This window comes from Mesorhizobium sp. P160187, from assembly GCF_057766425.1.
Genome location: NZ_JBYMDX010000003.1, coordinates 770,637 through 794,504 on the forward strand (window position 1 = coordinate 770,637; position 23,868 = coordinate 794,504).

Annotated in this window: 25 protein-coding genes; 14 read left to right on the forward strand and 11 right to left on the reverse strand. The window is 65.0% G+C overall.

What is annotated here, in order from left to right:
* Positions 1–50 precede the first annotated feature (50 nt).
* On the forward strand, positions 51–2,783 hold the full coding sequence (locus AC3CCE_RS07010) for a DUF4118 domain-containing protein (protein ID WP_352624825.1): 2,733 nt from the start codon (positions 51–53) through the stop codon (positions 2,781–2,783).
* On the forward strand, positions 2,780–3,472 hold the full coding sequence (locus tag AC3CCE_RS07015; protein ID WP_023669714.1) for a response regulator transcription factor: 693 nt from the start codon (positions 2,780–2,782) through the stop codon (positions 3,470–3,472). Before AC3CCE_RS07010 ends, AC3CCE_RS07015 begins: the two co-directional genes overlap by 4 nt.
* Before the next feature lie 15 nt (positions 3,473–3,487).
* Here the strand turns inward: AC3CCE_RS07015 and AC3CCE_RS07020 are convergent, their stop codons facing one another.
* Positions 3,488–4,078 (reverse strand): invasion associated locus B family protein, encoded by a 591-nt coding sequence (locus tag AC3CCE_RS07020; protein WP_023669715.1) that lies wholly within the window; start codon positions 4,076–4,078, stop codon positions 3,488–3,490.
* Positions 4,079–4,296: 218 nt separating this feature from the next.
* Between AC3CCE_RS07020 and AC3CCE_RS07025 the strand changes: the two genes are divergently transcribed.
* Positions 4,297–4,599 (forward strand): hypothetical protein, encoded by a 303-nt coding sequence (locus AC3CCE_RS07025; RefSeq protein ID WP_023683090.1) that lies wholly within the window; start codon positions 4,297–4,299, stop codon positions 4,597–4,599.
* Positions 4,600–4,721: 122 nt separating this feature from the next.
* Positions 4,722–5,198: an NUDIX hydrolase gene (locus AC3CCE_RS07030; RefSeq protein WP_023669717.1), complete on the forward strand. Its 477-nt coding sequence runs from the start codon at positions 4,722–4,724 to the stop codon at positions 5,196–5,198.
* 6 nt (positions 5,199–5,204) lie between these two features.
* On the opposite strand, the gene AC3CCE_RS07035 is transcribed toward AC3CCE_RS07030, so the two are convergent.
* The 5 genes from AC3CCE_RS07035 to AC3CCE_RS07055 all read right to left on the reverse strand — a co-directional run bounded on the left by AC3CCE_RS07035 (position 5,205) and on the right by AC3CCE_RS07055 (position 10,428).
* Complete coding sequence (locus AC3CCE_RS07035) at positions 5,205–6,071, reverse strand: citryl-CoA lyase (RefSeq protein WP_031196006.1); 867 nt, start codon at positions 6,069–6,071, stop codon at positions 5,205–5,207.
* Positions 6,068–7,246 carry a CaiB/BaiF CoA transferase family protein gene (locus AC3CCE_RS07040; RefSeq protein WP_352510301.1) on the reverse strand — a complete coding sequence of 393 codons (1,179 nt, stop codon included), beginning with the start codon at positions 7,244–7,246 and terminating at the stop codon, positions 6,068–6,070. Before AC3CCE_RS07040 ends, AC3CCE_RS07035 begins: the two co-directional genes overlap by 4 nt.
* A 15-nt stretch (positions 7,247–7,261) precedes the next feature.
* Positions 7,262–8,785, reverse strand: a complete 1,524-nt coding sequence (locus tag AC3CCE_RS07045) for a tripartite tricarboxylate transporter permease (RefSeq protein ID WP_023669720.1) — start codon at positions 8,783–8,785, stop codon at positions 7,262–7,264.
* 4 nt (positions 8,786–8,789) lie between these two features.
* Positions 8,790–9,326: a tripartite tricarboxylate transporter TctB family protein gene (locus AC3CCE_RS07050; RefSeq protein ID WP_023728518.1), complete on the reverse strand. Its 537-nt coding sequence runs from the start codon at positions 9,324–9,326 to the stop codon at positions 8,790–8,792.
* A 124-nt stretch (positions 9,327–9,450) separates the two neighbouring features.
* The gene (locus AC3CCE_RS07055) at positions 9,451–10,428 is read right to left on the reverse strand and encodes a Bug family tripartite tricarboxylate transporter substrate binding protein (protein WP_352510300.1); all 978 of its coding nucleotides are present in this window, start codon (positions 10,426–10,428) and stop codon (positions 9,451–9,453) included.
* Positions 10,429–10,634: 206 nt separating this feature from the next.
* Here AC3CCE_RS07055 and AC3CCE_RS07060 point away from each other — a divergent pair, with 206 nt between their 5' ends.
* On the forward strand, positions 10,635–11,408 hold the full coding sequence (locus AC3CCE_RS07060) for an IclR family transcriptional regulator (RefSeq protein ID WP_352510298.1): 774 nt from the start codon (positions 10,635–10,637) through the stop codon (positions 11,406–11,408).
* On the opposite strand, the gene AC3CCE_RS07065 is transcribed toward AC3CCE_RS07060, so the two are convergent.
* The 3 genes from AC3CCE_RS07065 to AC3CCE_RS07075 all read right to left on the reverse strand — a co-directional run bounded on the left by AC3CCE_RS07065 (position 11,395) and on the right by AC3CCE_RS07075 (position 13,528).
* Positions 11,395–12,495, reverse strand: coding sequence for an OmpA family protein (locus tag AC3CCE_RS07065; RefSeq protein WP_352624828.1), 1,101 nt, complete (start codon positions 12,493–12,495; stop codon positions 11,395–11,397). The genes AC3CCE_RS07060 and AC3CCE_RS07065 overlap by 14 nt on opposite strands.
* A 120-nt stretch (positions 12,496–12,615) precedes the next feature.
* Positions 12,616–13,155, reverse strand: a complete 540-nt coding sequence (locus AC3CCE_RS07070; protein ID WP_352624830.1) for a GNAT family N-acetyltransferase — start codon at positions 13,153–13,155, stop codon at positions 12,616–12,618.
* A 142-nt stretch (positions 13,156–13,297) separates the two neighbouring features.
* Complete coding sequence (locus tag AC3CCE_RS07075) at positions 13,298–13,528, reverse strand: YdeI/OmpD-associated family protein (protein WP_023683083.1); 231 nt, start codon at positions 13,526–13,528, stop codon at positions 13,298–13,300.
* Between the two features lie 141 nt (positions 13,529–13,669).
* Here AC3CCE_RS07075 and AC3CCE_RS07080 point away from each other — a divergent pair, with 141 nt between their 5' ends.
* The 4 genes from AC3CCE_RS07080 (at position 13,670) to AC3CCE_RS07095 (ending at position 17,371) form a co-directional block, all read left to right on the forward strand.
* Positions 13,670–14,125, forward strand: a complete 456-nt coding sequence (locus AC3CCE_RS07080; RefSeq protein WP_352624832.1) for a DUF2214 family protein — start codon at positions 13,670–13,672, stop codon at positions 14,123–14,125.
* A gap of 178 nt (positions 14,126–14,303) precedes the next feature.
* On the forward strand, positions 14,304–15,281 hold the full coding sequence (locus AC3CCE_RS07085; protein WP_023814702.1) for a tripartite tricarboxylate transporter substrate-binding protein: 978 nt from the start codon (positions 14,304–14,306) through the stop codon (positions 15,279–15,281).
* Between the two features lie 98 nt (positions 15,282–15,379).
* Positions 15,380–15,853 (forward strand): tripartite tricarboxylate transporter TctB family protein, encoded by a 474-nt coding sequence (locus AC3CCE_RS07090; RefSeq protein ID WP_023740843.1) that lies wholly within the window; start codon positions 15,380–15,382, stop codon positions 15,851–15,853.
* 9 nt (positions 15,854–15,862) lie between these two features.
* A complete protein-coding gene (locus AC3CCE_RS07095; protein ID WP_023683079.1) occupies positions 15,863–17,371 on the forward strand; it encodes a tripartite tricarboxylate transporter permease in 1,509 nt (502 codons plus the stop codon).
* On the opposite strand, the gene nth is transcribed toward AC3CCE_RS07095, so the two are convergent.
* Complete coding sequence (gene nth, locus AC3CCE_RS07100; protein ID WP_023691952.1) at positions 17,331–18,164, reverse strand: endonuclease III; 834 nt, start codon at positions 18,162–18,164, stop codon at positions 17,331–17,333. The two genes, AC3CCE_RS07095 and nth, sit on opposite strands and share 41 nt — an antisense overlap.
* Before the next feature lie 22 nt (positions 18,165–18,186).
* Here nth and AC3CCE_RS07105 point away from each other — a divergent pair, with 22 nt between their 5' ends.
* Complete coding sequence (locus tag AC3CCE_RS07105) at positions 18,187–18,681, forward strand: DUF2244 domain-containing protein (RefSeq protein ID WP_023700093.1); 495 nt, start codon at positions 18,187–18,189, stop codon at positions 18,679–18,681.
* A gap of 10 nt (positions 18,682–18,691) precedes the next feature.
* Here AC3CCE_RS07105 and AC3CCE_RS07110 read toward each other — a convergent pair whose 3' ends face one another.
* Positions 18,692–19,507, reverse strand: coding sequence for a class I SAM-dependent methyltransferase (locus tag AC3CCE_RS07110; protein WP_023683077.1), 816 nt, complete (start codon positions 19,505–19,507; stop codon positions 18,692–18,694).
* A gap of 115 nt (positions 19,508–19,622) precedes the next feature.
* Here AC3CCE_RS07110 and AC3CCE_RS07115 point away from each other — a divergent pair, with 115 nt between their 5' ends.
* The 4 genes from AC3CCE_RS07115 to AC3CCE_RS07130 all read left to right on the forward strand — a co-directional run bounded on the left by AC3CCE_RS07115 (position 19,623) and on the right by AC3CCE_RS07130 (position 23,747).
* Entirely contained in the window at positions 19,623–20,528 is a 906-nt protein-coding gene (locus tag AC3CCE_RS07115) for a methylated-DNA--[protein]-cysteine S-methyltransferase (protein ID WP_352624836.1), read from the forward strand.
* Positions 20,529–20,669: 141 nt separating this feature from the next.
* Complete coding sequence (locus tag AC3CCE_RS07120) at positions 20,670–21,578, forward strand: ribokinase (RefSeq protein ID WP_023710821.1); 909 nt, start codon at positions 20,670–20,672, stop codon at positions 21,576–21,578.
* The gene (locus tag AC3CCE_RS07125) at positions 21,575–23,035 is read left to right on the forward strand and encodes an amidase (RefSeq protein ID WP_352624838.1); all 1,461 of its coding nucleotides are present in this window, start codon (positions 21,575–21,577) and stop codon (positions 23,033–23,035) included. Before AC3CCE_RS07120 ends, AC3CCE_RS07125 begins: the two co-directional genes overlap by 4 nt.
* A gap of 97 nt (positions 23,036–23,132) precedes the next feature.
* Positions 23,133–23,747, forward strand: a complete 615-nt coding sequence (locus AC3CCE_RS07130; protein WP_352624840.1) for a LysE family translocator — start codon at positions 23,133–23,135, stop codon at positions 23,745–23,747.
* Positions 23,748–23,868 lie beyond the last annotated feature (121 nt).

Genomic DNA, 23,868 nt, shown 5'->3' on the forward strand with positions numbered 1-23,868 from the left:
CAGGGGCCGGGGATCGACACGATCCTCGGCGCCGTTCATGATCGAGCCTGATGCCGGACGCCAGAAGCAACGATACCAGACCATCTCCGGACGCGCTGCTCGAGCATGCGGAACGGGAAGAGCGCGGCCGCCTGCGGATATTTCTCGGCGCTGCCCCCGGCGTCGGCAAGACCTATGAAATGCTGATGGCCGGCCGCGCCAGGCTGGCTGACGGCGTCGACGTGGTCATCGGCATCGTCGAAACCCACGGCCGCAAGGAAACCCTGGCGCTGGTCGAAGGCTACGAGGTCATCCCGCGCCAGAAGGTCGACTACAAGGACCGCGTGCTGAATGAGATGGACATCGATGCCATTCTCGCCCGCCGCCCCGCGCTGGTGCTCGTCGATGAGCTCGCCCACACCAACGCACCCGGCAGCCGCCACCCCAAGCGCTATCTCGACGTCCAGGAAATCCTTGCGCGCGGCATCGACGTCTACACCACGCTCAATATCCAGCATGTCGAGAGCCTGAATGACGTCGTGGCGCAGATCACCCGCGTCAGGGTGCGCGAAACGGTCCCGGACTCCATCATCGACCAGGCCGACGACATCGAGATCATCGACCTCACGCCCGACGACCTGATCAAGCGGCTGAAAGAGGGAAAGGTCTATTTCCCCAACACTGCCCAGCGCGCAGTCGAAAACTATTTCTCGCCGGGCAATCTGACCGCGCTTCGGGAATTGGCGCTGCGCCGCACCGCCCAGCGCGTCGACGAGCAGTTGCTCAACCACATGCAGTCGCACGCCATTCCCGGCCCCTGGGCGGCGGGCGAAAGGGTGCTCGTCTGCGTCGATGCGCGTCCGGGCGGAGCGTCTCGTGTCCGCTATGCGCGCCGGCTGGCCGACCGGCTGCGCGCCCCGTGGACGGCGCTGCATGTCGACACGCCGCGTTCGGCCGCCATGTCGGAGGAAGACAAGGACCAGCTGGCCACGCTCTTGCGCCTGGCCGAGCAGCTCGGCGCCGAGGTGACGACCATTCCGGGCCAGAACGTCGCCCAGGACATCGTCCGCCACGCCACGGCCAACAACTTCACCCATATCGTCGTCGGCAGGCCGACCCGCTCGCGCTGGCGCGAACTGATCGAGGGTTCGCTCACCTACGATCTGATCCGCAATGCCGGCGATATCAGCGTCCATGTCATTTCAGGAACGGAGCGCGACAACGAGGCCACGTCGAGGGTCAAGGCGGCGGCCGAGCAGACGCCATTTCAAATCTGGCCTTATCTTTTCTCGACCGTCTATGTCGCCGGCGCGCTTGCCGTCAGCGCCGTCCTCGATCAGTTCCTCGACGTTCGCAACCTTGCCAGCGTGCTGCTGCTGGCGGTGCTGACATCGGCAGTGACCTTTGGCCTGTGGCCGGCGCTGTACGCCTGTTTCCTCAGCGCCATTGCCTTCAACTTCTTCTTTCTCGAGCCGCGCTACACGATGACGATCCGCGATCCGGAGAGCATCGTTGCCTTCGCCGTCTTCCTCGTCGTTGCCGTCATCGCCAGCAATCTGACGGCGCGTGTGCAGCGTCAGGCAGCCGCCGCCCGTTCACGCGCCCGGGCCACCGAGGACATCTACCTCTTTTCAAAGAAGCTCGCCGGCGCCGGCACGCTCGACGACGTTTTGTGGGCCACAGCCTTCCAGATCGCCTCGATGCTGAAGCTGCGCGTAGTGCTGCTTTTGCCGGAAGAAGGCACGATCACCGTCAAGGCCGGTTATCCCCCCGATGACACGCTGGCCGAGGCCGACATAGCGGCTGCACGCTGGGCCTGGGAACACAACCGGGCTGCCGGCCGTGGCGCCGATACCCTGCCCGGGGCAAAACGCCTCTACCTCCCCTTGCGCACCGCACGCGCGGCCGTCGGCGTCGTCGGCCTCGACAATGACAAGCAGGGGCCGCTGTTGACGCCCGAGCAACAGCGCCTGCTCGACGCGCTGGCCGATCAGGCGGCGGTTGCCATCGAGCGCATCCAGTTGGTCGCCGATGTCGATCGCGCGAGGCTGGCGGCCGAGGCCGACCGCTTGCGCTCGGCACTGCTGACGTCGATCTCGCATGATCTGAAGACGCCGCTCGCGGCCATCATGGGCGCGGCCGGCACGCTCAGGGAATTTGCGCCGGCACTGCCCGAGAACGATCGGGCCGAGCTGCTGACCACCGTGCTCGACGAGTCCGAACGGCTGAACCGCTTCATCGCCAATCTGCTCGACATGACCAAGATTGAATCGGGCGCCATGGAACCGAATTTCGCCCTGCACTATGTCGGCGATGTCGTGGGCTCGGCCTTGCAGCGGGCACGCAAGATCACTGCCGGGCACAAGACCGAGGTTGATATTCCGGCCGACCTGCCGATGCTGAAGCTTGATCCCGTGCTGTTCGAACAAATGCTGTTCAATCTGCTCGACAATGCCGCGAAATACGCGCCACAGGGATCGACAATCCGGCTGCAGGGCTGGGCCGACAATGGCTCCGTCGCGCTGCAGATCATGGATGAGGGACCGGGCATTCCGCCCGCCGACCTGGAGCGCGTCTTCGACAGCTTTTACCGGGTGCGCAAGCGCGATCAGGTCCAGGCCGGCACCGGGCTCGGCCTGTCGATCTGCCGGGGCTTCATCGAGGCGATGGGCGGCACGATCATGGCGGCGAACCGCAGCGATCGCCCGGGCGCAGTCTTCACAATCCGCATGCCGAGGTTGGTACAATCGTCCGATACGGACGTATCAGGTGTGGACGAGCAAGCATCTGGTGATCCGGCATGACAAATTCCAACGTCAGCATACTGGTCGTCGACGACGAGCCGCCGATCCGCAAACTGCTGCGCGTCGGCCTCGGCAGCCAGGGCTATGCGGTCAGCGAAGCGCCCAACGCCAACGCTGCGATCGAACTCGTCGATGCACAAAAGCCGGATCTGATCCTGCTCGACCTCGGCCTGCCCGGCATGGGTGGCCTCGATCTCCTGCGCAAATGGCGCGGCGACGGCCTCGACGTGCCCGTGGTCATCCTGTCCAGCCGCACCGACGAAGCCGGCATCGTCGCGGCGCTCGAACTCGGCGCTGACGACTACATCACCAAGCCGTTCGGCATGAACGAGCTGGTCGCCCGCATCCGCGTCGCGCTGCGCCACAAATTCCAGCAGCAGGGCGAAAAGCCGGTGTTCCACACCGGCGATCTCTCGGTCGACCTGGTCAAGCGCATCGTCAAGGTCGAAGGCAAGGAGATAAAGCTCTCCCCCAAGGAGTACGACATATTGCGCATTATGGTGCAGCACGCCGGCAAGGTGCTGACCCACCATTTCCTGCTGAAGCAGGTGTGGGGCGATTCGACCGACGTGCAGTATCTCAGGGTCTATGTCCGCCAGCTCCGGCAGAAGATCGAAAAATCACCCGACCAGCCGCGCTACATCACCACGGAAACCGGCGTGGGGTACCGGCTGCGCGAGGTTGAGTAACCGCGCGCTCGCTGCTCAGTCCGCCGAGAGTTCCGCCGTTCGCGCCAACGCGCCGCCAAAACCGTTGAGCGGGATGGTGAAACTCACCGCTTGACCGGTGTCGGCCGCGAAGGCGTCGATCTTCAGCGTGGTGGCTGCCTTGAGCAGCGGCGTGACGCTGGCATCGAACGCCACCGGCACCAGGCAGCCGACGGCCTGGCAGGTGTTGAACGGCAAGCTGCCTTCCAGCTTCTGGTCGTCGATGGTCAGGCTGACTCCTTTGGCGAGCGCCAGGCCGAACGGCAGCGCCAGCGTTCCGGCGGCATCCTCGCCGCTCTTGCTCGACAGCTCGATCGCCAGCAGGCGCTGGTTGGACTGCTTGTTGAACTGCTGATGCGACAGGCTGCAAACCTTGGCCGTGCCGGTTACCTGGCAATTGACCGTCCAGTCGCCATGTGTCTCGGACAGCGCCGAGGCGCCGCCAGGCAATGTCGGGCCGGCAGCAGGGGCGGGCGCTGCGGCGGCAGGCGCCGCCTTGTCGGTCTTGGTTTGCGCCGCGACTGCCACCGGGCCAAGAATACAGATGCTGCCCAGTAGCGCCGCGAAATATACTTGCCTGCTTTTCATCAATATGCTCCCGATTGTGCCTCGAGTCAGCCGCGATTGAGGCCGAGATCCGCGCCCGATAGAGCGGTCAATCGATCTTTTCTGTCAAGTGCGGCCGGGCCGCTTCCTCAGGGATTTCGCCAACCCGTGGCAGATCGGCCCATGGCAGACCGGCCCATGGCAGATCGAGACGAACGCCCTATATAGAGAGGAGGTTATATCTGTACGGGAATGAACTGATGTCGACGCTTCGCCTATCGACAGTTCTCATGTCGGCAATGCTGGCGGCGGCAACGCTCGCCGGCATCATGCAATCTGCTGCGGCTCAGTCCGTCAATCCCAGCGCCAACCGGCTGATCCAGCAGAACCAGCTGCAGCAATTGCGCAACAGCCTGCAGCGGCAGCAGTTCCAGCAACAACAGCAGCAATATCGCGAGCAGGACCGTCGGATCGTGCCGCAGCCGCGCCCCGAAGTGCCCGTCGTCCGGCAAGCTTGTCCGATTCAGATCGTCAACAACCAGATTGTGCGTGTTTGCCGTTGATATCGGTCGCTTGCGATTTACTTAGTCGACTTATTTACTAAAAATGCCTCATTGCCTCGCGGGCATATCAGGGGTTTGCAGGCGGCGTGCGGCGGTGCGCCCGCCGACCGGATTTTCAGCACATGGCGACGACCAAGAAAAAGGCGGTACGCAAGGCAAGGCGAGGCGAACGCATTCGCCAGGTCGCCGCCATTCCCTTTCGCCTGGACGTTTCAGGCAATTTCGAAGTGATGCTGGTGACGTCGCGAGCGACGAAGCGGTTCATCGTGCCCAAGGGCTGGCCGATGAAAGGAAAGAGCGGGCGCAAGGCCGCCACCATCGAGGCGCGCGAAGAAGCCGGCGTGCTCGGCAAGACCCGCAAGGCGCCGGCCGGCAGCTATTCCTACTGGAAACGGCTGGAGCACAATTTCGTGCGCGTCGACGTCGTCGTCTATCTGTTGGAGGTGTCCGAGGAACTGGCCAACTGGCAGGAGGCCAAGAGCCGCCAGCGGGCATGGCTCAAGCCGCAGGACGCGGCGTTGCTCATCGATGAGCCGGATCTCTCGACGCTGATGGCCAACCTGGCGCCGCCTCAGCCGGCAGTGCCGGACCCGGCCTGACCAACCTCACTTGCCCTCGTCCCCTTCAGCGGGACCCTCATCCCCCTCAGCGGGAAATGGCCGCAGCGGCGTGCCCGTATAGGCCCACAGCCATTCGCGCGGCAGCGGCCCTTTGTTGCGCTCGCTTTGCTGCGACTGTTCCCATGCATGCGCCAGGATGCCCACCGAGCGCGAGAGCACGAACAGGCCGCGCGTCAACGGCGGCGGAAAGCCGAGCTCGCCATAGATGACGGCGGTGGCGCCGTCGATGTTGAGCGGTATTTTCTTCCCCTTGCGCCGTGCCACCTCTGATTCGACGGCCTCGGCGATGTCGGCAAAGCGTCCGCTGACGACGCCGCGCGCGGCAAACTCGCGCGTCACTGCGATCAGGCGCGGCGCGCGCGGATCGACCGGGTGGAAGCGATGGCCAAATCCCGGCACATAGCCTTTCTCCTCGGCGAAGAAACGGTCGAGCCGTGCGGCTACGGCTTGGTCCAGCGCAACACCCTGGTCAAGTGCCACGGCAATGTCGCCATAGAAGGACAGCGCCTGTTCGCCGGCGCCGCCATGCACGTCACCCAGCACGTTGACGGCGGACGCCATGGCGCTGTTGATGCCGACGCCGCAGGTGATGGCCATGCGGGCAATGGCGATCGACGGCGCCTGCGGCCCGTGGTCGACGGCCGCCCCCAGCGCAATGCCGAGCAGCGCCGCCTGCTCCTCGCTCGGCAATTCGCCGCGCAGCATCAGCCAGATCGTGGCCGGAAAGCTGACGCGGCCGATCAGCTCCTGGATTTCATAGCCGCGCAGCCGGATAATGCCGGGGCTCATCTCGATGATGCCGGTCTGCCACCATTCCTCGCCGCGTTCGCGGCCGGTTTTTCTCTCGCTCACGCGCTTCTCCTGGCGCGCGGCGGCAGGGTGGAAAAAACCTCGTCCATATGCTCGCCCAGCACAGGCGGCGGCAGGACCGGCAAGGGTGCCGCGCCATCGACCATGAAGCCGCCGCGCACCACGGTCAGCGGCTGCGCCATGCCGGGCAGACCCTGGAAACGCGTGGTCATGTCGCGCTCGACCACCTGGCGCTCGCCAAGCACTTGGGGGATCGTCAGCACCCGGCCCGCCGGCACGCCGGCGCGGTTGAATTTTTCCTCCCAGCCTGCGGCCGAGGCGCTCGCCAAGGCCGTCTCGATCAGCACCTTCAGCACAGCGCGGTTCTGCTTGCGCGTCTCGCGCTCGGCAAAGCGCGGATCGTCGGCCAGTTCCGGCTGGCCGATCAGCCGGCAAAGCGTGACGAACTGCTCCTGCTTGTTGGCGGCGATGTTGAGCAGGCCGTCGCCGGTGCGAAACGCGCCGGAGGGCGCAGCCGTCATGTTCTCATTGCCCATCGGCTGCGGCTCGACGCCGGCGGTCAGATAGTTGGACACCGGCCAGCCCAGCGCCGACAGCGTGCATTCGAGCATCGAGACATCGAGAAACGCGCCCTCGCCCGAGGTCTTCTGCTTGACCAGCGCCGCGGCGATGGCGAAGGCCCCGACCAGCCCGCCCAGCGTGTCGGCGACGGGATAGCCGACCCGCAAGGGTGCGGTCTCCGGCGTGCCGGTGATGCTCATGATGCCGGACAGCCCCTGGATGATCTGGTCGTAGGCCGGATTGTCGCGCATCGGCCCGGTCTGGCCGAACCCCGATATGGCGCAATAGACGAGACCCGGACGAACCGCTTTCAGCGCCTCATAGCCAAGCCCCAGCCGCCCCATCACGCCCGGTCGAAAGTTCTCGACCAGCGCATCGGCGGAGGCGACGAGATCGAGGAAGCGTTCGCGGTCGGCTTCGCTTTTGAGATCCAGCACCACCGATCGCTTGCCGGCATTCTGCGCCAGGAACGACGCGCCCATCCCCGCCTCGTTGAGCGCCGGCGAGGCGCCGAGCTGGCGCGCCAGATCGCCGCCTTGCGGCGTCTCGACCTTGATGACATCGGCGCCGAGCAGCGCCAGCTGGTAGGCACAATAAGGGCCCGCCAGCACATTGGTCAGGTCGAGAATGCGGATGCCGGCAAGCAGATCGGTCATGATGCTCCAGGTCGCTCAGGCATCGCCCGGCACATGCTCGGGTCCGCGCCGGCGCCGATGCTCGATGAAGGCCCAGATATGCGGACCGGCGAGCCCGATGAAGGCAAGGATCAGCAGCACCAGCGACAGCTTGTGGGTGTAGAACACCGACCAGTCGCCGTTCGAGATCGTCATCGCCCGGCGGAACTGCGTTTCGGCAAGCGGCCCCAGGATCATGCCGATGATGACCGGCGCGGTCGGGAAATCGAAGCGCCGCATCAGGAAGCCGGCGGCCCCCAGGAGATAGAGGATGACGAGGTCGATCGGCGATTGCGAGATGCCGTAGGTGCCGACGGTGGCGAACACCAGGATGCCGGCATAGAGCTGCGGCGCCGGGATTTTCAACAGCCGTACCCACAGCCCGATCAGCGGCAGGTTGAGGACGACCAGGATGACGTTGGCGATGAACAGGCTGGCGATCAGGCCCCAGACCAGATCGGCCTGCGTCGTCAACAGCAGCGGTCCCGGATTGATGCCGTAGCTCTGGAAGGCCGACAGCATGATTGCGGCGGTCGCCGAGGTCGGCAGGCCAAGGGTGAGCATCGGCACCAGCACGCCGGCGGCAGACGCATTGTTGGCGGCTTCCGGTCCGGCAACGCCCTCGATGGCGCCGACCGTGCCGAACTCCTCCTTGTGCTTCGACAGCTTCTTTTCGATGGCGTAGGACAGGAAGGTCGGGATCTCGGCGCCGCCGGCAGGCATGGCGCCGATCGGGAAGCCGATGAAAGCGCCGCGCAGCCATGGCTTCCACGAGCGCCCCCATTCGGCCGCGGTCATGTAGAGCGAGCCCTTGAGCGGCACGATCTCGTCCTTGCCGGCATAGCGGCGCGAGGCCATGTAGAGCGTCTCGCCGACGGCAAACAGGCCGACCGCGGCAATGATGACATCGACGCCATCGAGCAGTTCGTTCATGCCGAAGGTGAAGCGCGGCTGTCCCGTCTGCAGGTCGACGCCAATCATGCCGATGACGAAGCCGATGAACAGGCTGGTGAGGCCGCGCACGGAGGACGAGCCGAGCACCGCCGACACCGTGATGAAGGCAAGCACCATCAGCGAGAAATATTCGGCCGGCCCGAAGGCGAGCGCGAACTTCACCACCACCGGCGCCAGGAAGGCGACGCCCATCGTGCCGATGGTGCCGGCGACGAAGGAGCCGATCGCCGAGGTCGCCAGTGCCGCGCCGCCGCGACCCGAGCGGGCCATCCTGTTGCCTTCCAGCGCGGTGACGATGGTGGCGCTTTCGCCCGGCGTGTTGAGCAGGATCGAGGTCGTCGAGCCGCCATACATGGCGCCGTAATAGATGCCAGCAAACAGGATGAAGGACGCCTCCGGCGCCACCTGGTAGGTGATCGGCAGCAGCAGCGCGATCGTCAGCGCCGGCCCGAGGCCGGGCAGCACGCCGATGGCCGTGCCGAGCGTGGTGCCGACCAGGCACCACAGCAGGTTCGTCGGCGAGAAAGCGACCGAAAATCCGTGGGCGAGATGGCCGAGCGTCTCCATGGCGTCAGCCCCTTACCGTGGCGATGATCGCGTCGACCACCGTATTCAGCTGGTTTTCGATGAAGCCGGCGCCAATGTTGACGCCGAGCGCCCTGGCAAAGCCGAAATAGGCGGCAAGCGCCAGGATCAAGCCGGTCAGCGCATCGCGCAGCGTGTGCTTGCTGCCGAAGCCATAACAGACGAGCACGAACATGATGACCGAGGCGGCGGTGAAGCCGAGCGGCTGGATCAGCACCAGATTGGCGACCAGGCCGGCAACGACGATGCCCATCGCCTTCCAGTCGGTCGGCGTCTCCTTTTCTTCCTGCGGCTGCCAGCCGCCGCGCAGCGCGGCGACGATGAGCAGCAGCGAAAGCACGATCATGCCGGTCATGGTGATGTAGGGAAAGACGGTCGGCCCGACCTTGGAATAGAGCGGCGAAACCGGGATCGCCAGGGTCTGCCACGCCACGGCCGCGGCACAGGCGAGAAGCCCGATGCCGATCAACAATTCGGGCATGGCAAGGCGCGGGGGCGCCGGCTGCTGGTCGCTGGTGCTCATCGATGTCCTCCCGAGATGGCCGGCATCCTCCCGCCGGCCGCATCCGCAGTTTCACTCCCAGCGCATGATATGTCCATGCCGCAGGCGAATGTCGGAGGGGCGGCCGTGGCCGCCCCTGAAGACATCAGGCGAGGCCGAGATCCTTGAGGATCGCGGTGATGCGGGCGGTGTCGTCGACGAGGAATTTCGCATAATCGTCGCCGGTGAGCAGGATGGGCGTCCAGTTACGGTTCTTGCACTCGGTTGCCCAGGCATCGCTCTTGGCCATGGTCTCGATCATCGTGACCATCGCCGCCTTGTCGGCATCGGAGACGCCTGGCGGTGCGAAGACGCCGCGCCAGTTGAACAGTTCGACGTCAATGCCGGCTTCCTTCATCGTCGGTGCGTCGATGCCGTCCTGGCGCTTGTCGGCGGAGATCGCCAACAGCCGAAGCGCGCCCGCCTTGACCTGCTCGGAGAACTCGCCGAAGCCGGAAATGCCGGCCGCAACCTGGTTGCCGAGCAGCGCCGACAGCGCCTCGCCACCGCCGGCGAAAGGCACATAGGAGAGGTTGGTTGCCGGAACGCCGACCGTCTTGGCGATCAGCCCGAACAGGATGTGGTCGGAGCCGCCGGCCGAGCCGCCGGCCACCGGAACCTTGGTCGGATCCGCTTTGAGCGCCGCAACGAAATCGCCGGCCGTCTTGAACGGCGAATCCGCCGGCACCACCAGCGCCTCGAACTCGCCGGTGAGGCGAGCGATGGGCGTGACTTCGGAGAGGTTGTTGGCTGATTTGTTGGCGATGATGGCGCCGACCATGACCATGCCGGCCACCATCAGCGAATTGCCCTTGCCCTTCCATTGGCTGATGAACTGCGGCAGGCCGACCGTGCCGCCGGCGCCGCCGACATTGGTGATCTGCGAGCCGGAGATCAGTTTTTCACTGCGCAGCACCTGGTCGATGGTGCGCCCCGTCTGGTCCCAGCCACCGCCGGGCGCGGCCGGCACGAAGATCTGGATCTGCGGTGCATCCTGAGCGAGGGCGGGCGTCAAATGCGTTGCAACGAATCCGGCAGCGCCTGCGGCCGCGGTGCTCATCAAAAATCTGCGTCTGTTCAGCATGGGATTCCTCCAAATCACGACACCTCCTCCGGTGCCTGCCAGAAACGTAGCCTGAAAACAGACCCGCTCGGCAAAAATTCATGCCGATTTCGGTGCGTTCTGTCAACAGGAACGCTGTTCTACTAGACAGAACCATGGATGTGCGGCACAATCGCTTCGGCCGGCCTTTGTCCGAGCAGGTAAACTGGAATGAAACTGTTCGTGAGATGACCGAAGCGCGATCCCAGCCGTTGCCGGCCGATGGTGTTGCCGCGCTCGACCGCGCGATTGCCATTCTCGACGCGTTCGCGACCGCCGACCGCTCGCTCAGCCTGGCCGAGATCGCGGCGCGCACCGGGCTCTACAAAAGCACCATTTTGAGGCTGGCGAACTCATTGCTGCGCGGGCAGTTGCTGGAGCGGCTCGACGATGGCCGCTACCGCATCGGACCCGCCACCTTTCGGCTTGGCGCGCTTTACCAGCGCTCGGTCGTGGCGGTCGACATCCTGCTGCCGATCATGCGTGATCTTGCCGAACGCAGTTGGGAAAGCGTGGCGTTCTATGTCCGCTCGGGCGACGCCCGCACCTGTCTCTACCGCGTCGAATCCAAGCATCCTATCCGCTACACCATTCGGGAAGGCGACCTGCTGCCGTTGCTCACCGGCTCGGGCGGCCGCGTGCTGGCAGCGTTTTCAGGCCAGCCGGGCGAACCATACGAGACCATCCGCAAGGCCTGCCACTATCTGTCGATCGGCGAACGCGACCCTGAGACGGCGGGCGTCTCGGTGCCGGTGTTCGGACCGGGCCGCGTTCTGCTCGGCGCCTTGACGCTCGCCGGCCCGTCGACACGCGTCGATACGGCGTTCCTGCGCCGCATGACACCGGACCTGCTGGAGGCCGCCGCTCGCGCCACCCGCGCCTTCGGCGAGGATGCCTCGATGCTGGAGCAGGCAGCGCGCCTAGCCGGCGCTGAAACCGTGATCGGCCTCAGTTCGCCTTGACCAGCACCACGCGGCGGTTCTTGGCGCGGCCGGTTTCGTCGTCATTGCTGGCGACGGGCGCCATCATGCCGGCGCCGGCGGCGGTCAGCCGGCCGCCATCGATGCCGTATTTCGAGACCAGCGCCGTCTTTACCGACTGCGCCCGCCGCGACGACAGATCGATATTGTAGTCGAAGGCGCCCTGGTTGTCGGTATGACCGACGACGATCACCGCCATGCCCGGCTCGTTGGTCAGAAGCGTCGAGATCTCCTTCAGCGTCGGTTCCGATTCCGGCTTGATGTCGGCCTTGTCGGTGTCGAAGAAGATGCCGTAGAGCGAGATGGAGCCGGTGGCCGACAGCGAATCCGCCATCTTGGCCGCTTCGACCACCACCATCTTCTTGTCGCGCGCCTTGGGCTCCAGCACCTGAACGACGGCGATGGTGCGGCCGTTGAGTTCCTTGCAGTAGAGGTCGTCGATCAGCGAATAGGCCTGAACCGTGACATAGGCGTCGCCGCCATCCTGCGGCACCTTGGCAGCGAAGAAGCGCTGGTCGTTGATACCGGTGGTTACCGCACAGGCGCCATTGGAAAAGGCCGCGTCCTTGACGTCGCTTTCATGGAAGAAATACATCATCAGGCTCATGTCGCCGCCGCCACCGCTCGACGACCGGTCGGCGGCGCCGCCGCACTCTTCCTTCTTGCATTCGAACAGGACTTCGCCGCCGGCGGCCGCGATCACATCCTGGTAGTTGCGCAGCACTTCGAGCGGGGAGCGCTCGGCCGGCAGCACATAGGCGATGCGGGTCAGCGCGCCTTCGACCTCAGCCTTCTTGTCCGGCGCGAACACACGGTTGTTCATCGTGTCACGGGCATCCGGATCGGCGCTCGGCTTCAGCGGCGACAGCGGCACTGTAAAATCGGTATAGGCGAATTTTTCGTAGGAGACGATGAACGACCCCTCGTAGCGCTTGGCCAGATGATTGTCGGCACCGCCCTCGATGTCGGCGGTCGGCACCGTCGCATCGGCGCCCGCCAGTTGCACGGCCGCCAGGAGCAGCAGCCCCGCCCAGAAAAGCTTCAGAAATATCGCATTGATCGCACGCATGGTCGGCTCCCCCAAAGGGCAATTCCAGGAAAAGTGTGAGCGGTTTTCCCACAGGAATTGCGTAGCTAGATTAGAATAGCCAACCCTGGCAGAACGTGGAAATTGCGTCGATGAAGCGCTTCACACCCGCCGTTCGAGCAGGATCGTCAGCCCGTCGTGATAGGTCGTTTCCAGGACCTTGGTGTAGCCGCACTTTGCCGCAACGTTCAACGAGCCGGTGTTTTCCGGATCGATGATGCAGACGGTTCTCGCGCCGGCAAAGGTTTCGTCGCCCCAGGCCAGGGCCCTTCTGACGACTTCGCTGGCAAGACCCTTGCCATGTGCTTGCGGCGCCAGCGCCCAGCCGGCTTCCGGAATGCCCTCGAGCGACGGCTCGATGTCGCGCTTCAGATCGTGGAATCCGGCCTCGCCGATGAAGCGACCGCTGGCCTTGTCCTCGACCGCCCAGAAGCCGTAGCCGAGCAGCGACCACAGGCCGGCATGCCGCAGGAACCGCATCCAGCTTTCCTCCCGCGTCCGCGGCTTGCCGCCGATGAAACGGGTGGTGACGGGGTCGGCCCACATGACAGCATAGTCGTCGAAATCTTCGATCCGGTGCGCCCGCATGATGGTCCGTTCCGTTTCGAGAACCGGGACGCCGGCTGTTTTTGGACTGCTCATGAAACTCTGCCTCCGTTGACGGTCAGCGCTTAGCAAACCAGCGCGCCCGGACAAGGGCCAAGCCGGATCATCATTCAGCCAGGGAAGCTTCCGAACGGCCTGGCGCGACCAGGCGGTCGAAGCGAACAGCGTCGGCTTACTTTCAGCCGTGCCAGACCATCTTCATGTAGAGCCCACCGCGCCGCAATTCGTCCAGCATCTGGTCGAGCCGCTTCTGCCTGGTGTCGCTGCGTTTGGCGCGGGCGACCCAGCCGAGATAATCGTTCTTCTGGTAGTCCGGCCGCGCCTCGTAGGCCGCTGTCAGTCCTTTTTCGGTCAGGGCGATGCGGATGTCGTCCGGCATCGGGTTCAGGGCGCGCTTCAGTCCGGTCATTTCAGAAAACCCCAGCTGTCAGGATGGCGACGCCGATGGTCCAACCCAGGTCCGCCTCTGGGAATTCTGCCGAACGATGCTACCTTTCGCAACCGGTCCGGCAAGGGCCGGTCTCGATACCGCCAATGGGAGGAGAACGCCATGGACACCACCGATCTCGTGCTTGCCATTTTCCATCATCTGCTGGTGTTCTCGCTGGCCGGCATCATCGGCGCCGAATTTGTCCTGATCCGCGGCGACCTCTCCGCCGCCACGCTCAAGCGGCTTGCCGGCATCGACCGCCATTATGGCATCATCGCCATGCTGATCATCATCATCGGCATCTGCCGCGTCATCTACGGCCTGAAGGGCTGGGAATTCTACGTCTACAACTGGGTGTTCTGGGCCAAGATGGCGGCATTCGGCATCGTTGGCCTGCTGTCGATCATCCCGACCATCCGCTTCATCTCCTGGAACCGGCAAGCCAGTGCAAATCCCGGCTTTCAGGTGCCGGTTGCGGAACTCGCCTCGGTGAAGACCTATGTGCGCGCCGAAGCCTTCATCTTCCTGCTGATCCCGATCTTCGCGGCGGCGATGGCGCGCGGCTACGGTTATTGAAGCAACGCCAACACCAAACCCATCTCCTCCGGGCATACTCCCCACTGATCGCCATGGTTGCGCACGACTGTATTTTGCAGTTTGCGTCAGGCGACAATCTGTTAGCTTGCCTTTGTTGCACCCTCGCTGCCTGACCTGCACAGCGATCGGAGATTGATATCCTGGGAGGAGAATTACGATGAGGAAAATTGTAGCCGCCCTAGCCGCCGCCGCGGCCGTCACGCTTTATTCGTTCACCGCCAGCGCACAGACCTATCCCGAGCGCACCATCACCGTCGTCGTGCCGTTTGCGGCCGGCGGTCCGACCGACACGGTCACGCGGCTCGTCGCCGAAGCCATGTCGAAGGATCTCGGCCAGCAGATCATCGTCGAAAATGTCGGCGGCGCCGGCGGCACGCTGGGCGCCGGCCGCGTCGCCAACGCCGACCCGGATGGCTACACGCTGCTCCTCCATCACATCGGCATGGCGACCAGCGCGACCCTCTACAGAAAACTCGCCTATGACACGCTGAACGCCTTCGAGTATGTCGGCCTCGTCACCGAGGTGCCGATGGCGATCGTCGCCCGCAAGGATCTGGAGCCGGCCGACCTGAAAGGGCTGGTCGAATACGCCAAGACCAACAAGGACACCATCACCGTCGCCAATGCCGGCATCGGCGCTGCCTCGCATCTGTGCGGCATGCTATTCATGAGCGCCATCGGCACGCCGCTGGTCACCGTGCCCTACAAGGGCACCGGTCCGGCCATGACCGACCTTCTCGGCGGCCAGGTCGACATTATGTGCGACCAGACCACCAACACCACCAAGCAGATCCAGGGCGGCACGATCAAGGCCTATGCCGTCACCACGCCGGAACGCCTCGACGTGCTGAAGGACGTGCCGACGACCATCGAAGCCGGCCTGCCCGCGGTGCAGGTCGGCATCTGGCACGGCCTCTATGCGCCGAAGGGCACGCCGGCCGAGATCACCGGCCGACTGTCGAAATCGCTCCAGGTCGCACTGAAGGACCCCAACGTCATCGCCCGCTTCGCCGAACTCGGCACCAAGCCGTCGTCCGAGGCCGACGCGACGCCGGCAGCGCTGAAGGCCAAGCTGGAAGGCGAGATCACGCGCTGGAAGCCGATCATCGAAGCCGCCGGCCAATACGCCGACTGAGGCTTGAACGGGGCGCTGCCGGCGCCCCGTTTTCGCTTCGACGTCCGTTTTCACATTTGCAACGGCAAGCCCGTTGCAAGGGTCAGGGGAGGACCGCCATGAAACCTTTCGCCATCGACAGGACAAACGGCCTGTGCGCCGCGCTGTTCATCTTTTTCGGCGCCTTTTTCGCGATACAATCGCTCGGCCTCGAAATCGGCACCGCCTTTCGCATGGGACCGGGCTATTTCCCGCTGGTGCTGGCGATCGTGCTGATCGTGCTCGGCGCCATCATCCTCGTCCAGGCGGTGCGCGTCGAGGGCGAGCCGATCGGCCCCATTGCGTGGCGCGGCATGCTGTTGATCCTGCCGGCGCCGATCTTTTTCGGCATGACCGTGCGCGGCCTCGGCTTCGTCCCGTCGATCTTCCTGACGGCGTTGATCGCCTCTTTTGCCAGCGCCCGCATGAAGCCGCTGACGGCACTTCTGCTGTCGGCCGGCCTGACGCTGTTTTCGGTGCTGGTCTTCAGCTACGCGCTCGGGCTGCCATTCCAGCGCTTCGGCCCCTGGTTGCCCCAATGGCTGGCATTGTGAGGCGCTGAGATGGACCTCCTCAGGAACCTCGAACTCGGCTTTTCGACGGCCACCACGCCGGCCAATCTGGGTTTTTGCCTCATCGGCGTTCTGCTCGGCACGCTGATCGGCGTCCTGCCCGGCATCGGCGCCACCGCAACCATCGCCATGCTGCTGCCGATCACCTTCCAGATCGGCGACCCGGTCTCGTCCCTCATCATGCTGGCCGGCATCTACTACGGCGCCCAGTATGGCGGTTCGACCACCGCCATTCTCATCAACATGCCCGGCGAATCCTCCTCGGCCGTGACCGCCATCGACGGCTACCAGATGGCCAGGAACGGTCGCGCCGGGGCGGCTCTGGCGATCGCCGCGATCGGCTCGTTCTTCGCCGGCACGGTGTCGACCTTTCTCGTCGCCGTCTTTGCCCCGCCGCTGACGGCAATAGCCCTGCAATTCGGCGCGGCCGAATATTTTTCGCTGATGATCGTCGGCCTCGTCTCGTCCATCGCGCTCGCCCACGGCTCGATCGTCAAGGCGCTGGCGATGGTCGTGCTCGGCCTGCTGCTCGGCATTGTCGGCACCGACATCTACACCGGCACGCCGCGCTTCACGCTCGGCATCCGCGAATATGCCGACGGGCTGAACTTCGTCGCGGTGGCGGTCGGCGTCTTCGGCGTTGCCGAGATCCTGCGCAATCTCGAAAACGAGCACGAGCGCTCGGTGATGATCAAAAAGGTCTCCGGCCTGATGCCGACCCGCGACGACTTCAAGGCGATGGCCGCGCCCATCGTGCGCGGCACGATCATCGGTTCGGCGCTCGGCATCCTGCCCGGCGGCGGCGCGGTGCTTGCGGCCTTTGCCTCCTACACGGTCGAAAAGCGCGTGTCGAAACACCCGGAGGAGTTCGGCAAGGGCGCCATCGCCGGCGTCGCCGGACCGGAATCGGCCAACAATGCCGGCGCCCAGACCTCCTTCATTCCGATGCTGACGCTGGGCATTCCGGCCAATCCGGTCATGGCGCTGATGATCGGCGCCATGATCATCCAGGGCATCGTGCCCGGCCCCAATGTCGCGATCGAGCAGCCGGCGCTGTTCTGGGGCATCATCGCCTCGATGTGGATCGGCAATCTGATGCTGATCGTGCTGAACCTGCCGCTGATCGGGCTATGGGTGAAGCTGCTGACGATCCCCTATTATGTGCTCTTCCCGATCATCATGGCGTTCTGCTCGATCGGCGTTTACAGCGTCAACACCAACGCCTTCGATCTCTACGCGGTCGCATTCTTCGGCCTGCTCGGCTACATCCTGACCAAGCTGCGCTGCGAACCCGCACCCCTGCTGCTCGGCTTCGTGCTCGGCCCGCTGCTCGAGGAAAACCTGCGCCGCGCCATGATCCTGTCGCGCGGCGACCCCTCGACCTTCGTGACGCGGCCGATCAGCGCCGGCCTGCTGCTCGTCGCACTGGCCGTGCTCGTCGTCGTCTTCCTGCCGTCGGTCAAGAAGAAGCGCGAAGAGGTGTTCGTGGAGGAAAGCTAGTTGTCGGGACGCCGGGCGCCGCGATTTCCACGAGCGGCGCCGGCACGTCTGTCGTCTTCACCTCGGCCTTGCAGAGATCGGCGATGACGCAGGCCGGGCAATCGGGCTTGCGCGCCTTGCAGACATAGCGGCCATGCAGGATCAGCCAGTGATGCGCATGGCGCATATACTCGTCCGGGATGATCCGCAGCAGCCCTTGCTCGACCTGTTCGGGCGTCTTGCCTGGCGCCAGGCCGAGGCGGTTGCCGATGCGGAAAATATGGGTGTCGACCGCCATCGTGTGCTGGCCGAACGCCATGTTGAGCACGACATTGGCGGTCTTGCGCCCGACCCCCGGCAGCTTGACCAACTCATCGCGCTCGCTGGGCACCTCGCCGCCGTAATCGCGTATCAGCGCCTCCGAGAGCGCCACGACATTCTTGGCCTTGTTGCGCCAGAGCCCGATCGTGCGGATGTACTCGCCGACCCTGGCTCCGCCCAGCGCCAGCATCTTTTCAGGTGTGTCGGCGACCTTGAACAACGCCCGCGTCGCCTTGTTGACGCCGGCATCGGTCGCCTGCGCCGACAGCACCACGGCCACCAGCAGCGTGAAGGCGTTGACATGCTCGAGCTCGCCTTTCGGCTCGGGCCGTTGCACCGAAAACCGCCGGAAGATCTCATGCACCTCGGCCGCGCTGTAGAGCGAACGGACCCGCGCCGGCGCCGGTCGCGGCTTGGCATTCGAGCCGTCGCGCCGCCCGGGCGGCAGTTCACTTTTGGATAGGGAAAGATTTTTGGACTTGGGGCTGGCCATTCCCTTCCTATAATATCCTGGGATGAGCGACACAAACGCCTCGTTTCAGGCCGACGAGCCATTCTTCCAGGCGCTGCTGACACCGCACCGCTCGCTAGGCCGCACCGGCTTTGCCGTGCTAATGGGCGCGCTGCTGTTCGGCTGGGTGGTGACCGGGGCGTTTTTCCTGTCGCGCGGCGCCTGGCCGGTGTTCGGCTTCTTCGGCCTCGACGTCATCGCCGTCTACGTCGCCTTCCGCGCCAACTATCGCGCCGCCCGTGCCCGCGAGGAAGTGTCGGTGTCGCGCACCAGCCTCGACATCCGCAAGACGGCGCCCTCGGGAAAGTCGGAAGCGCATCGCTTCAACCCGTTCTGGGCGCGCTTTTCCGTCGCTCGCCATGCCGAGATCGGCATCACCAGGATGACGGTGGAAGCACAAGGACAGAATGTGCCGATCGGATCATTCCTGGACCCAGACTCCCGCGAGAGTTTTGCTGTGGCCTTTTCGCGGGCACTGACAAAAGCCAGGACGCGCTAGAGCCGCCGCATTAGAACCGGTAGCGTAAAATCCTGCCGACCTTGCGCAATGCGGGAATGTGTCTCCACAGTCCGATGAACAGTTTCGCGGACCAGCCCATGTGCGCGGTGCGTTCGGCGCTGTAGGCCGAGATATCGTCGACAAAGCGCAGCTTCGGAACGGCACGCTCCAGTACCTGCGGGTCGTCGATCGCCCAGTGAACCTCGGCGCCCGTCGCCCTGATGGTCGGATTGAGGCGCAGCATCTTCAGGCCGAAGTGGCTGTAGGCGTCGAACATCAGCTCGCCGCCGGCAAGATGCGCGACAAGGCGTGACAGCAGCCGTGGCCCCTCCTCTACCGGGAGATAAGGCGTCAACCCCTCCATCACCACGACGGCCGGACGATTGCGCGGCACTTCTGCCAGCCAGTCTGGGTCGGTTACCGAAGAGCCGACGAGGTGGTAGTGGTCCCGGGACGGGTAAAGCTTGCGCCGGAGCGCGATGACATCCGGAAAATCGACATCGAACCACTCCACGCCTTCGGGTGGATCGACACGGAAAATGCGCGTATCGAGCCCGCAGCCGAGATGCAGCACGATGGCGCCGGGATTTCTGGCGATGAAGTCCTGAACGCGGACATCATACGTCTTGGCCCGGATCGCCAGGCCGATGCCGAGATTGGTGTCGACCTTGAGGCGCGAGAAATCATAGTCGATCTTGCGCACGGCCTCGTCGGCGAAGCGATCCCCGAGCAGCGAATGCGGCAGCCGGCTTTCCAGTGCCTTGCCATAAAGCGTCATCAGCAAGGTCTCCCTTGCTCCGCTCAGATTCACCCTTTCGCCGGCCATTGGCATCTCCCGGGGCGCAATCCAGTATTTATCTGGGAACAGGCGGCAACAAGGCAAGTTTCGGGTGGTTGCAAGGGGCGGAAAGACCGATATTCGCGGTCAAGGAGATATTGCCATGAACGCCCAGATGACCACGAATACGCAGATGAAACCGACAGCGATCCTGCAGCACGACATCACCCCCAAGGGCAGCGACTACGAGGTCGTGCGCCGCGCCATCGAGAAGATCAGCCTCGACTATCGCGACCAGCCCTCGCTGGAAGCCTTGGCCGCTGATGTCGGCGAGACACCCACGGGCCTGCAAAAGCTGTTCACCCGCTGGGCCGGCCTATCGCCAAAAGCCTTCCTGCAGGCGGTCACCCTCGACCATGCCCGCAAACTGCTCGATTCCGGCATGCCGCTCCTCGAAACATCGTTCGAACTCGGCATGTCCGGCCCCGGCCGGCTGCACGATTTGTTCGTCACCCATGAAGCGATGTCGCCGGGCGACTACAAGACGCGCGGCGCTGGCCTGACCATCCGCTACGGCTACCACATCTCGCCCTTCGGCATCGCCCTGATCATGGTCACCGACCGTGGCCTTGCGGGGCTCGCCTTCAACGATCCGGGCGGCGAGCGGGCGGCTTTCGCCGACATGTCGGGCCGCTGGCCGAACGCCACCTATGTCGAGGACATGAGCGCCACCCAGCCCTATGCGGCGCGCATCTTCGATCCGACATTGTGGCGCGCCGACCAGCCGCTGCGCGTGGTGATGATCGGCTCCGACTTCCAGCTGCGCGTCTGGGACGCGCTGCTCAGGATCCCGATGGGCAAGGCCTGCACTTATTCCTCGATCGCCTCCAGGATCGGCGCGCCAAACGCCAGCCGGGCGGTGGGGGCGGCGGTCGGCGCCAACCCATTGTCCTTCGTCGTCCCTTGCCATCGGGCGCTGGGCAAGTCCGGCGCACTCACCGGCTACCACTGGGGCCTGACCCGCAAACGCGCCATCCTCGGTTGGGAAGCGGGCCAGACCGCGTCCTGAAGCTGCCCGCATCAAACAACACCGGCGAAATCCCTTCGCCGGTGTTGTTCTTTTTGCGAGCTCCCGGCGCAAAACATCCGCACGCTCTGGCAAGCCGCCGGCTTACAGGTTAGCTTCCCGCGCATTCCGCAGGAGGCTTTCTTGATCATCGTTGTCGGCTCGATCAACCTCGACCTTATCGCCAATGTCGACCGCCTGCCTTCGCCGGGCGAGACGGTCCGCGGCTCCGGCTTCGCCACCGCGCCCGGCGGCAAGGGCGCCAACCAGGCGCTGGCTGCGGCGCGCGCCGGCGCCAAGGTGCGCATGGTCGGCGCCGTCGGCAAGGACAATTTCGCAACCGAAGCCCTCGCTTTGCTCGTTGCCGGCAAGGTCGATCTCTCCGGCGTCGGCCAGAGCTTCGCCTCCACCGGCACGGCGCTGATCCTCGTCGGCGCCGATGGCGAGAATGTCATCGCCGTCGTGCCGGGCGCCAATGATTCGGTGCTGCCCGGCGATCTCGCCAAGGCTTTCCTTGCGAAGGGCGACGTCGTCCTGCTGCAGCACGAGATCCCGCTGCAGACCGTCGATGCAGCGCTTGACGCCGCACGCGCCGCCGGCGCCGTCACCGTGCTCAACACCGCGCCGTTCCGTAGCGAGGCGGCAGCGTTGCTCGGCAAGGCCGACTACGCCGTCGCCAACGAAACCGAATTCGACCTTTACGGCGAGGCGCTGTCGCTGAAAGGCCGCGACCGCCCGGCACGCATGCGTGACTTCGCCGGCAAGACCGGCCACACCATCGTCGTCACGCTCGGCGGCGACGGCGTGCTGGCGGCGACCCCGGAGGATTTCCTGACCGTGCCGGCGCTGAAGATCACGCCGGTCGACACCGTCGGGGCCGGCGATACTTTTTGCGGTTATCTCGCCGCCGGGCTGGCGTCCAACCTGCCGCTGGAGCAGGCTCTCACCCGCGCCGCAGCCGCCGGCTCGCTCGCCTGCCTGAAGCCCGGCGCCCAGCCGGCCATCCCGCTGGCGGCGGATGTCGACACCGCCCTGCGCAACAACGCCGGATGACAGCCCTGCGCCCCGCAACGAAGCACGCCATGCCCCCCGCCGGCGACATCTGCCGGATGTCCGCTGTCGACCTGGCCGAGGCGATCCGGCTGCGCCGCCTGTCCGTGCGCGAGTTGTTAGCCGCATTCCTCGACCGCATCGACGCGGTAAACCCGCTGGTCAATGCCATCGTCTCGTTGCGCGAGCGCTCCGACATCCTGCGCGAGGCCGACGCGGCGGACGCGCATCTAGCGCAAGGCGGGCCGGCCGGCTCGCTGTTTGGCCTGCCGATGGCGATAAAAGACCTCGCCATGACGCGCGGCTTGACGACCAGTTTCGGCTCGCCGATCTTCGCCGATTTCGTGCCGCAGGAGGATGATTTCTTCGTCGAGCGCATCCGCAAGGCCGGCGCCATCATCATCGGCAAGACCAATGTTCCCGAATTCGGGCTGGGATCCAACACCTATAACAACGTGTTCGGCCCGACGCTGAACGCCTTCGATCCGGCGCTCACCGCAGGCGGGTCGAGCGGCGGCGCTGCGGTCGCCCTTGCACTCGACATGGTTCCGGTCGCCGACGGCAGCGATTTCGGCGGCTCGCTGCGCAATCCGGCGGCGTGGAACAATGTCTATGGCTTCCGCCCGTCGCAGGGCCTTGTCCCCGGAGGGCCGGACCTGGAAGTCTTTCATGCTCAGATGGGCATAGACGGGCCGATGGGCCGCAGCATCAGCGACATGGCGCTGCTACTCGATGTGCAGGCGGGCTACCACCCGCACGCGCCGCTGTCTTGGGAGAAACCCGGCTCATTCCTCGAAGGGCTGGCAACGCCGGCAAGCGGCGGCCGCATCGGCTGGCTCGGTGATCTCGGCGGTCACCTGCCGGTAGAGCCTGGCATCCTCGATCTGTGCGAGGCCGCACTCGGCCGCTTCGCGGAGGCATCCTTCCTGACCGAGCCCTTGCTGCCGGATTTCGATTTCGAGGCACTGTGGCAAGCCTTCGTGACGCTGCGGCAGGCGAGCAGCGGCTCGGCGCTGAAAGTCCATTATGACGACCCGCACAAGCGCGCGCTGCTGAAGCCGGAAGCCGTCTGGGAGGTGGAGAACGCCATGCGGCTGACGGCGCCGCAGATCCGCGCGGCCTCGGTCATCCGCACCTCCTGGCACCGGACGCTGCTGTCGCTGTTCGAGCACTTCGATCTCATCGCGCTGCCGACGGCGCAGGTGTTTCCTTTCGAAGTCGGCACGCATTGGCCAAGTGAGGTCGCCGGACGGACCATGGACAGCTACCATCGCTGGATGCAGGTTTCGGCCTTCGCCACGCTCGGCGGCTGTCCGGCGCTCAACGTGCCGGTCGGCTTCGACGACAAAGGCCGCCCCTTGGGCATGCAGCTGATCGGCCGGCCGCGCGGCGACCTCGCCGTGCTAAGGGCCGGAGCGGCCTATGAGGCGACCTTGCCTTGGCAGGCTGGGGCGTCCTGACGCGAGGGGCGGCACGGTATGCGACCGGCTTGCACCAGCCCCGCCGCCATGCATTGATTGCAGCCAGCCGCCTAAGCGCATCCTCGAGGAAATCCCCATGTCGCTGGAACTCTACGCTGCCTATGTCCTTGCCTGCATCGTCATCATCCTGGTGCCCGGTCCGACTGTCACGCTGATCATCGCCAACAGCATCCGCCATGGCTACCGCGCCGGCCTTGCCAATGTCGCCGGCACGCAGGCCGGGCTTGCCATCATGATCGCCATCGTCGGCATCGGCCTCAACACGCTGATATCGGGCATGGGCCACTGGTTCGAGTGGGTGCGCCTGATCGGCGCCGCCTATCTGATCTGGATGGGTGTGCAGATGTTCCGCGCCAAGGGCACGCTGAATGCCGACGGCACGGCGAGAAAGCCGCGCGGCGGCTTCTTCCTGCAGGGCCTGCTCGTGGCGCTGAGCAACCCCAAGACGCTGGTGTTCTTCGGCGCCTTCTTCCCGCAATTTATCGCCCCGCAGGGCAATTACACGCTACAGATCGTCGTCATGGGCCTCACCGCGATGATCTTTGCCGCCGCCTCGGATTCCACCTATGCGCTCGCCGCCAGCCGCGTCGGCCGCCTGCTCTCGGCCAGCCGCATCAAGCTGATGTCCAGGATCAGCGGCAGCTTTCTGGTCGGCGGCGGCCTGTGGCTGGCGTTTTCCAAGGCGAAGTGACGACCGCCAACGGTCGTTCCCAACGGAGCCGGTACGTGAAGGCTGATTGAAAGTCAGTCTTCACGCCACCACATGAATCGGCGTGGGGGGATTCACGTCGATGTCATGGACTTACGCTGGC

What these genes read in the sequence shown, in the direction of transcription:
- AC3CCE_RS07095 (WP_023683079.1), top strand. Translation starts at nt 15,863, where the DNA reads ATGGACCTCCTCAGGAACCTCGAACTCGGCTTTTCGACGGCCACCACG.
- AC3CCE_RS07105 (WP_023700093.1), top strand. Translation starts at nt 18,187, where the DNA reads ATGAGCGACACAAACGCCTCGTTTCAGGCCGACGAGCCATTCTTCCAG.
- AC3CCE_RS07090 (WP_023740843.1), top strand. Translation starts at nt 15,380, where the DNA reads ATGAAACCTTTCGCCATCGACAGGACAAACGGCCTGTGCGCCGCGCTG.
- AC3CCE_RS07110 (WP_023683077.1), bottom strand. Translation starts at nt 19,507, where the DNA reads ATGGCCGGCGAAAGGGTGAATCTGAGCGGAGCAAGGGAGACCTTGCTG.
- AC3CCE_RS07010 (WP_352624825.1), top strand. Translation starts at nt 51, where the DNA reads ATGCCGGACGCCAGAAGCAACGATACCAGACCATCTCCGGACGCGCTG.
- AC3CCE_RS07080 (WP_352624832.1), top strand. Translation starts at nt 13,670, where the DNA reads ATGGACACCACCGATCTCGTGCTTGCCATTTTCCATCATCTGCTGGTG.
- AC3CCE_RS07060 (WP_352510298.1), top strand. Translation starts at nt 10,635, where the DNA reads ATGACCGAAGCGCGATCCCAGCCGTTGCCGGCCGATGGTGTTGCCGCG.
- AC3CCE_RS07130 (WP_352624840.1), top strand. Translation starts at nt 23,133, where the DNA reads ATGTCGCTGGAACTCTACGCTGCCTATGTCCTTGCCTGCATCGTCATC.
- AC3CCE_RS07055 (WP_352510300.1), bottom strand. Translation starts at nt 10,428, where the DNA reads ATGCTGAACAGACGCAGATTTTTGATGAGCACCGCGGCCGCAGGCGCT.
- AC3CCE_RS07050 (WP_023728518.1), bottom strand. Translation starts at nt 9,326, where the DNA reads ATGAGCACCAGCGACCAGCAGCCGGCGCCCCCGCGCCTTGCCATGCCC.
- AC3CCE_RS07070 (WP_352624830.1), bottom strand. Translation starts at nt 13,155, where the DNA reads ATGAGCAGTCCAAAAACAGCCGGCGTCCCGGTTCTCGAAACGGAACGG.
- AC3CCE_RS07025 (WP_023683090.1), top strand. Translation starts at nt 4,297, where the DNA reads ATGTCGACGCTTCGCCTATCGACAGTTCTCATGTCGGCAATGCTGGCG.
- AC3CCE_RS07015 (WP_023669714.1), top strand. Translation starts at nt 2,780, where the DNA reads ATGACAAATTCCAACGTCAGCATACTGGTCGTCGACGACGAGCCGCCG.
- AC3CCE_RS07030 (WP_023669717.1), top strand. Translation starts at nt 4,722, where the DNA reads ATGGCGACGACCAAGAAAAAGGCGGTACGCAAGGCAAGGCGAGGCGAA.
- AC3CCE_RS07115 (WP_352624836.1), top strand. Translation starts at nt 19,623, where the DNA reads ATGAACGCCCAGATGACCACGAATACGCAGATGAAACCGACAGCGATC.
- AC3CCE_RS07085 (WP_023814702.1), top strand. Translation starts at nt 14,304, where the DNA reads ATGAGGAAAATTGTAGCCGCCCTAGCCGCCGCCGCGGCCGTCACGCTT.
- AC3CCE_RS07065 (WP_352624828.1), bottom strand. Translation starts at nt 12,495, where the DNA reads ATGCGTGCGATCAATGCGATATTTCTGAAGCTTTTCTGGGCGGGGCTG.
- AC3CCE_RS07125 (WP_352624838.1), top strand. Translation starts at nt 21,575, where the DNA reads ATGACAGCCCTGCGCCCCGCAACGAAGCACGCCATGCCCCCCGCCGGC.
- AC3CCE_RS07040 (WP_352510301.1), bottom strand. Translation starts at nt 7,246, where the DNA reads ATGACCGATCTGCTTGCCGGCATCCGCATTCTCGACCTGACCAATGTG.
- AC3CCE_RS07045 (WP_023669720.1), bottom strand. Translation starts at nt 8,785, where the DNA reads ATGGAGACGCTCGGCCATCTCGCCCACGGATTTTCGGTCGCTTTCTCG.
- nth (WP_023691952.1), bottom strand. Translation starts at nt 18,164, where the DNA reads ATGGCCAGCCCCAAGTCCAAAAATCTTTCCCTATCCAAAAGTGAACTG.
- AC3CCE_RS07075 (WP_023683083.1), bottom strand. Translation starts at nt 13,528, where the DNA reads ATGACCGGACTGAAGCGCGCCCTGAACCCGATGCCGGACGACATCCGC.
- AC3CCE_RS07020 (WP_023669715.1), bottom strand. Translation starts at nt 4,078, where the DNA reads ATGAAAAGCAGGCAAGTATATTTCGCGGCGCTACTGGGCAGCATCTGT.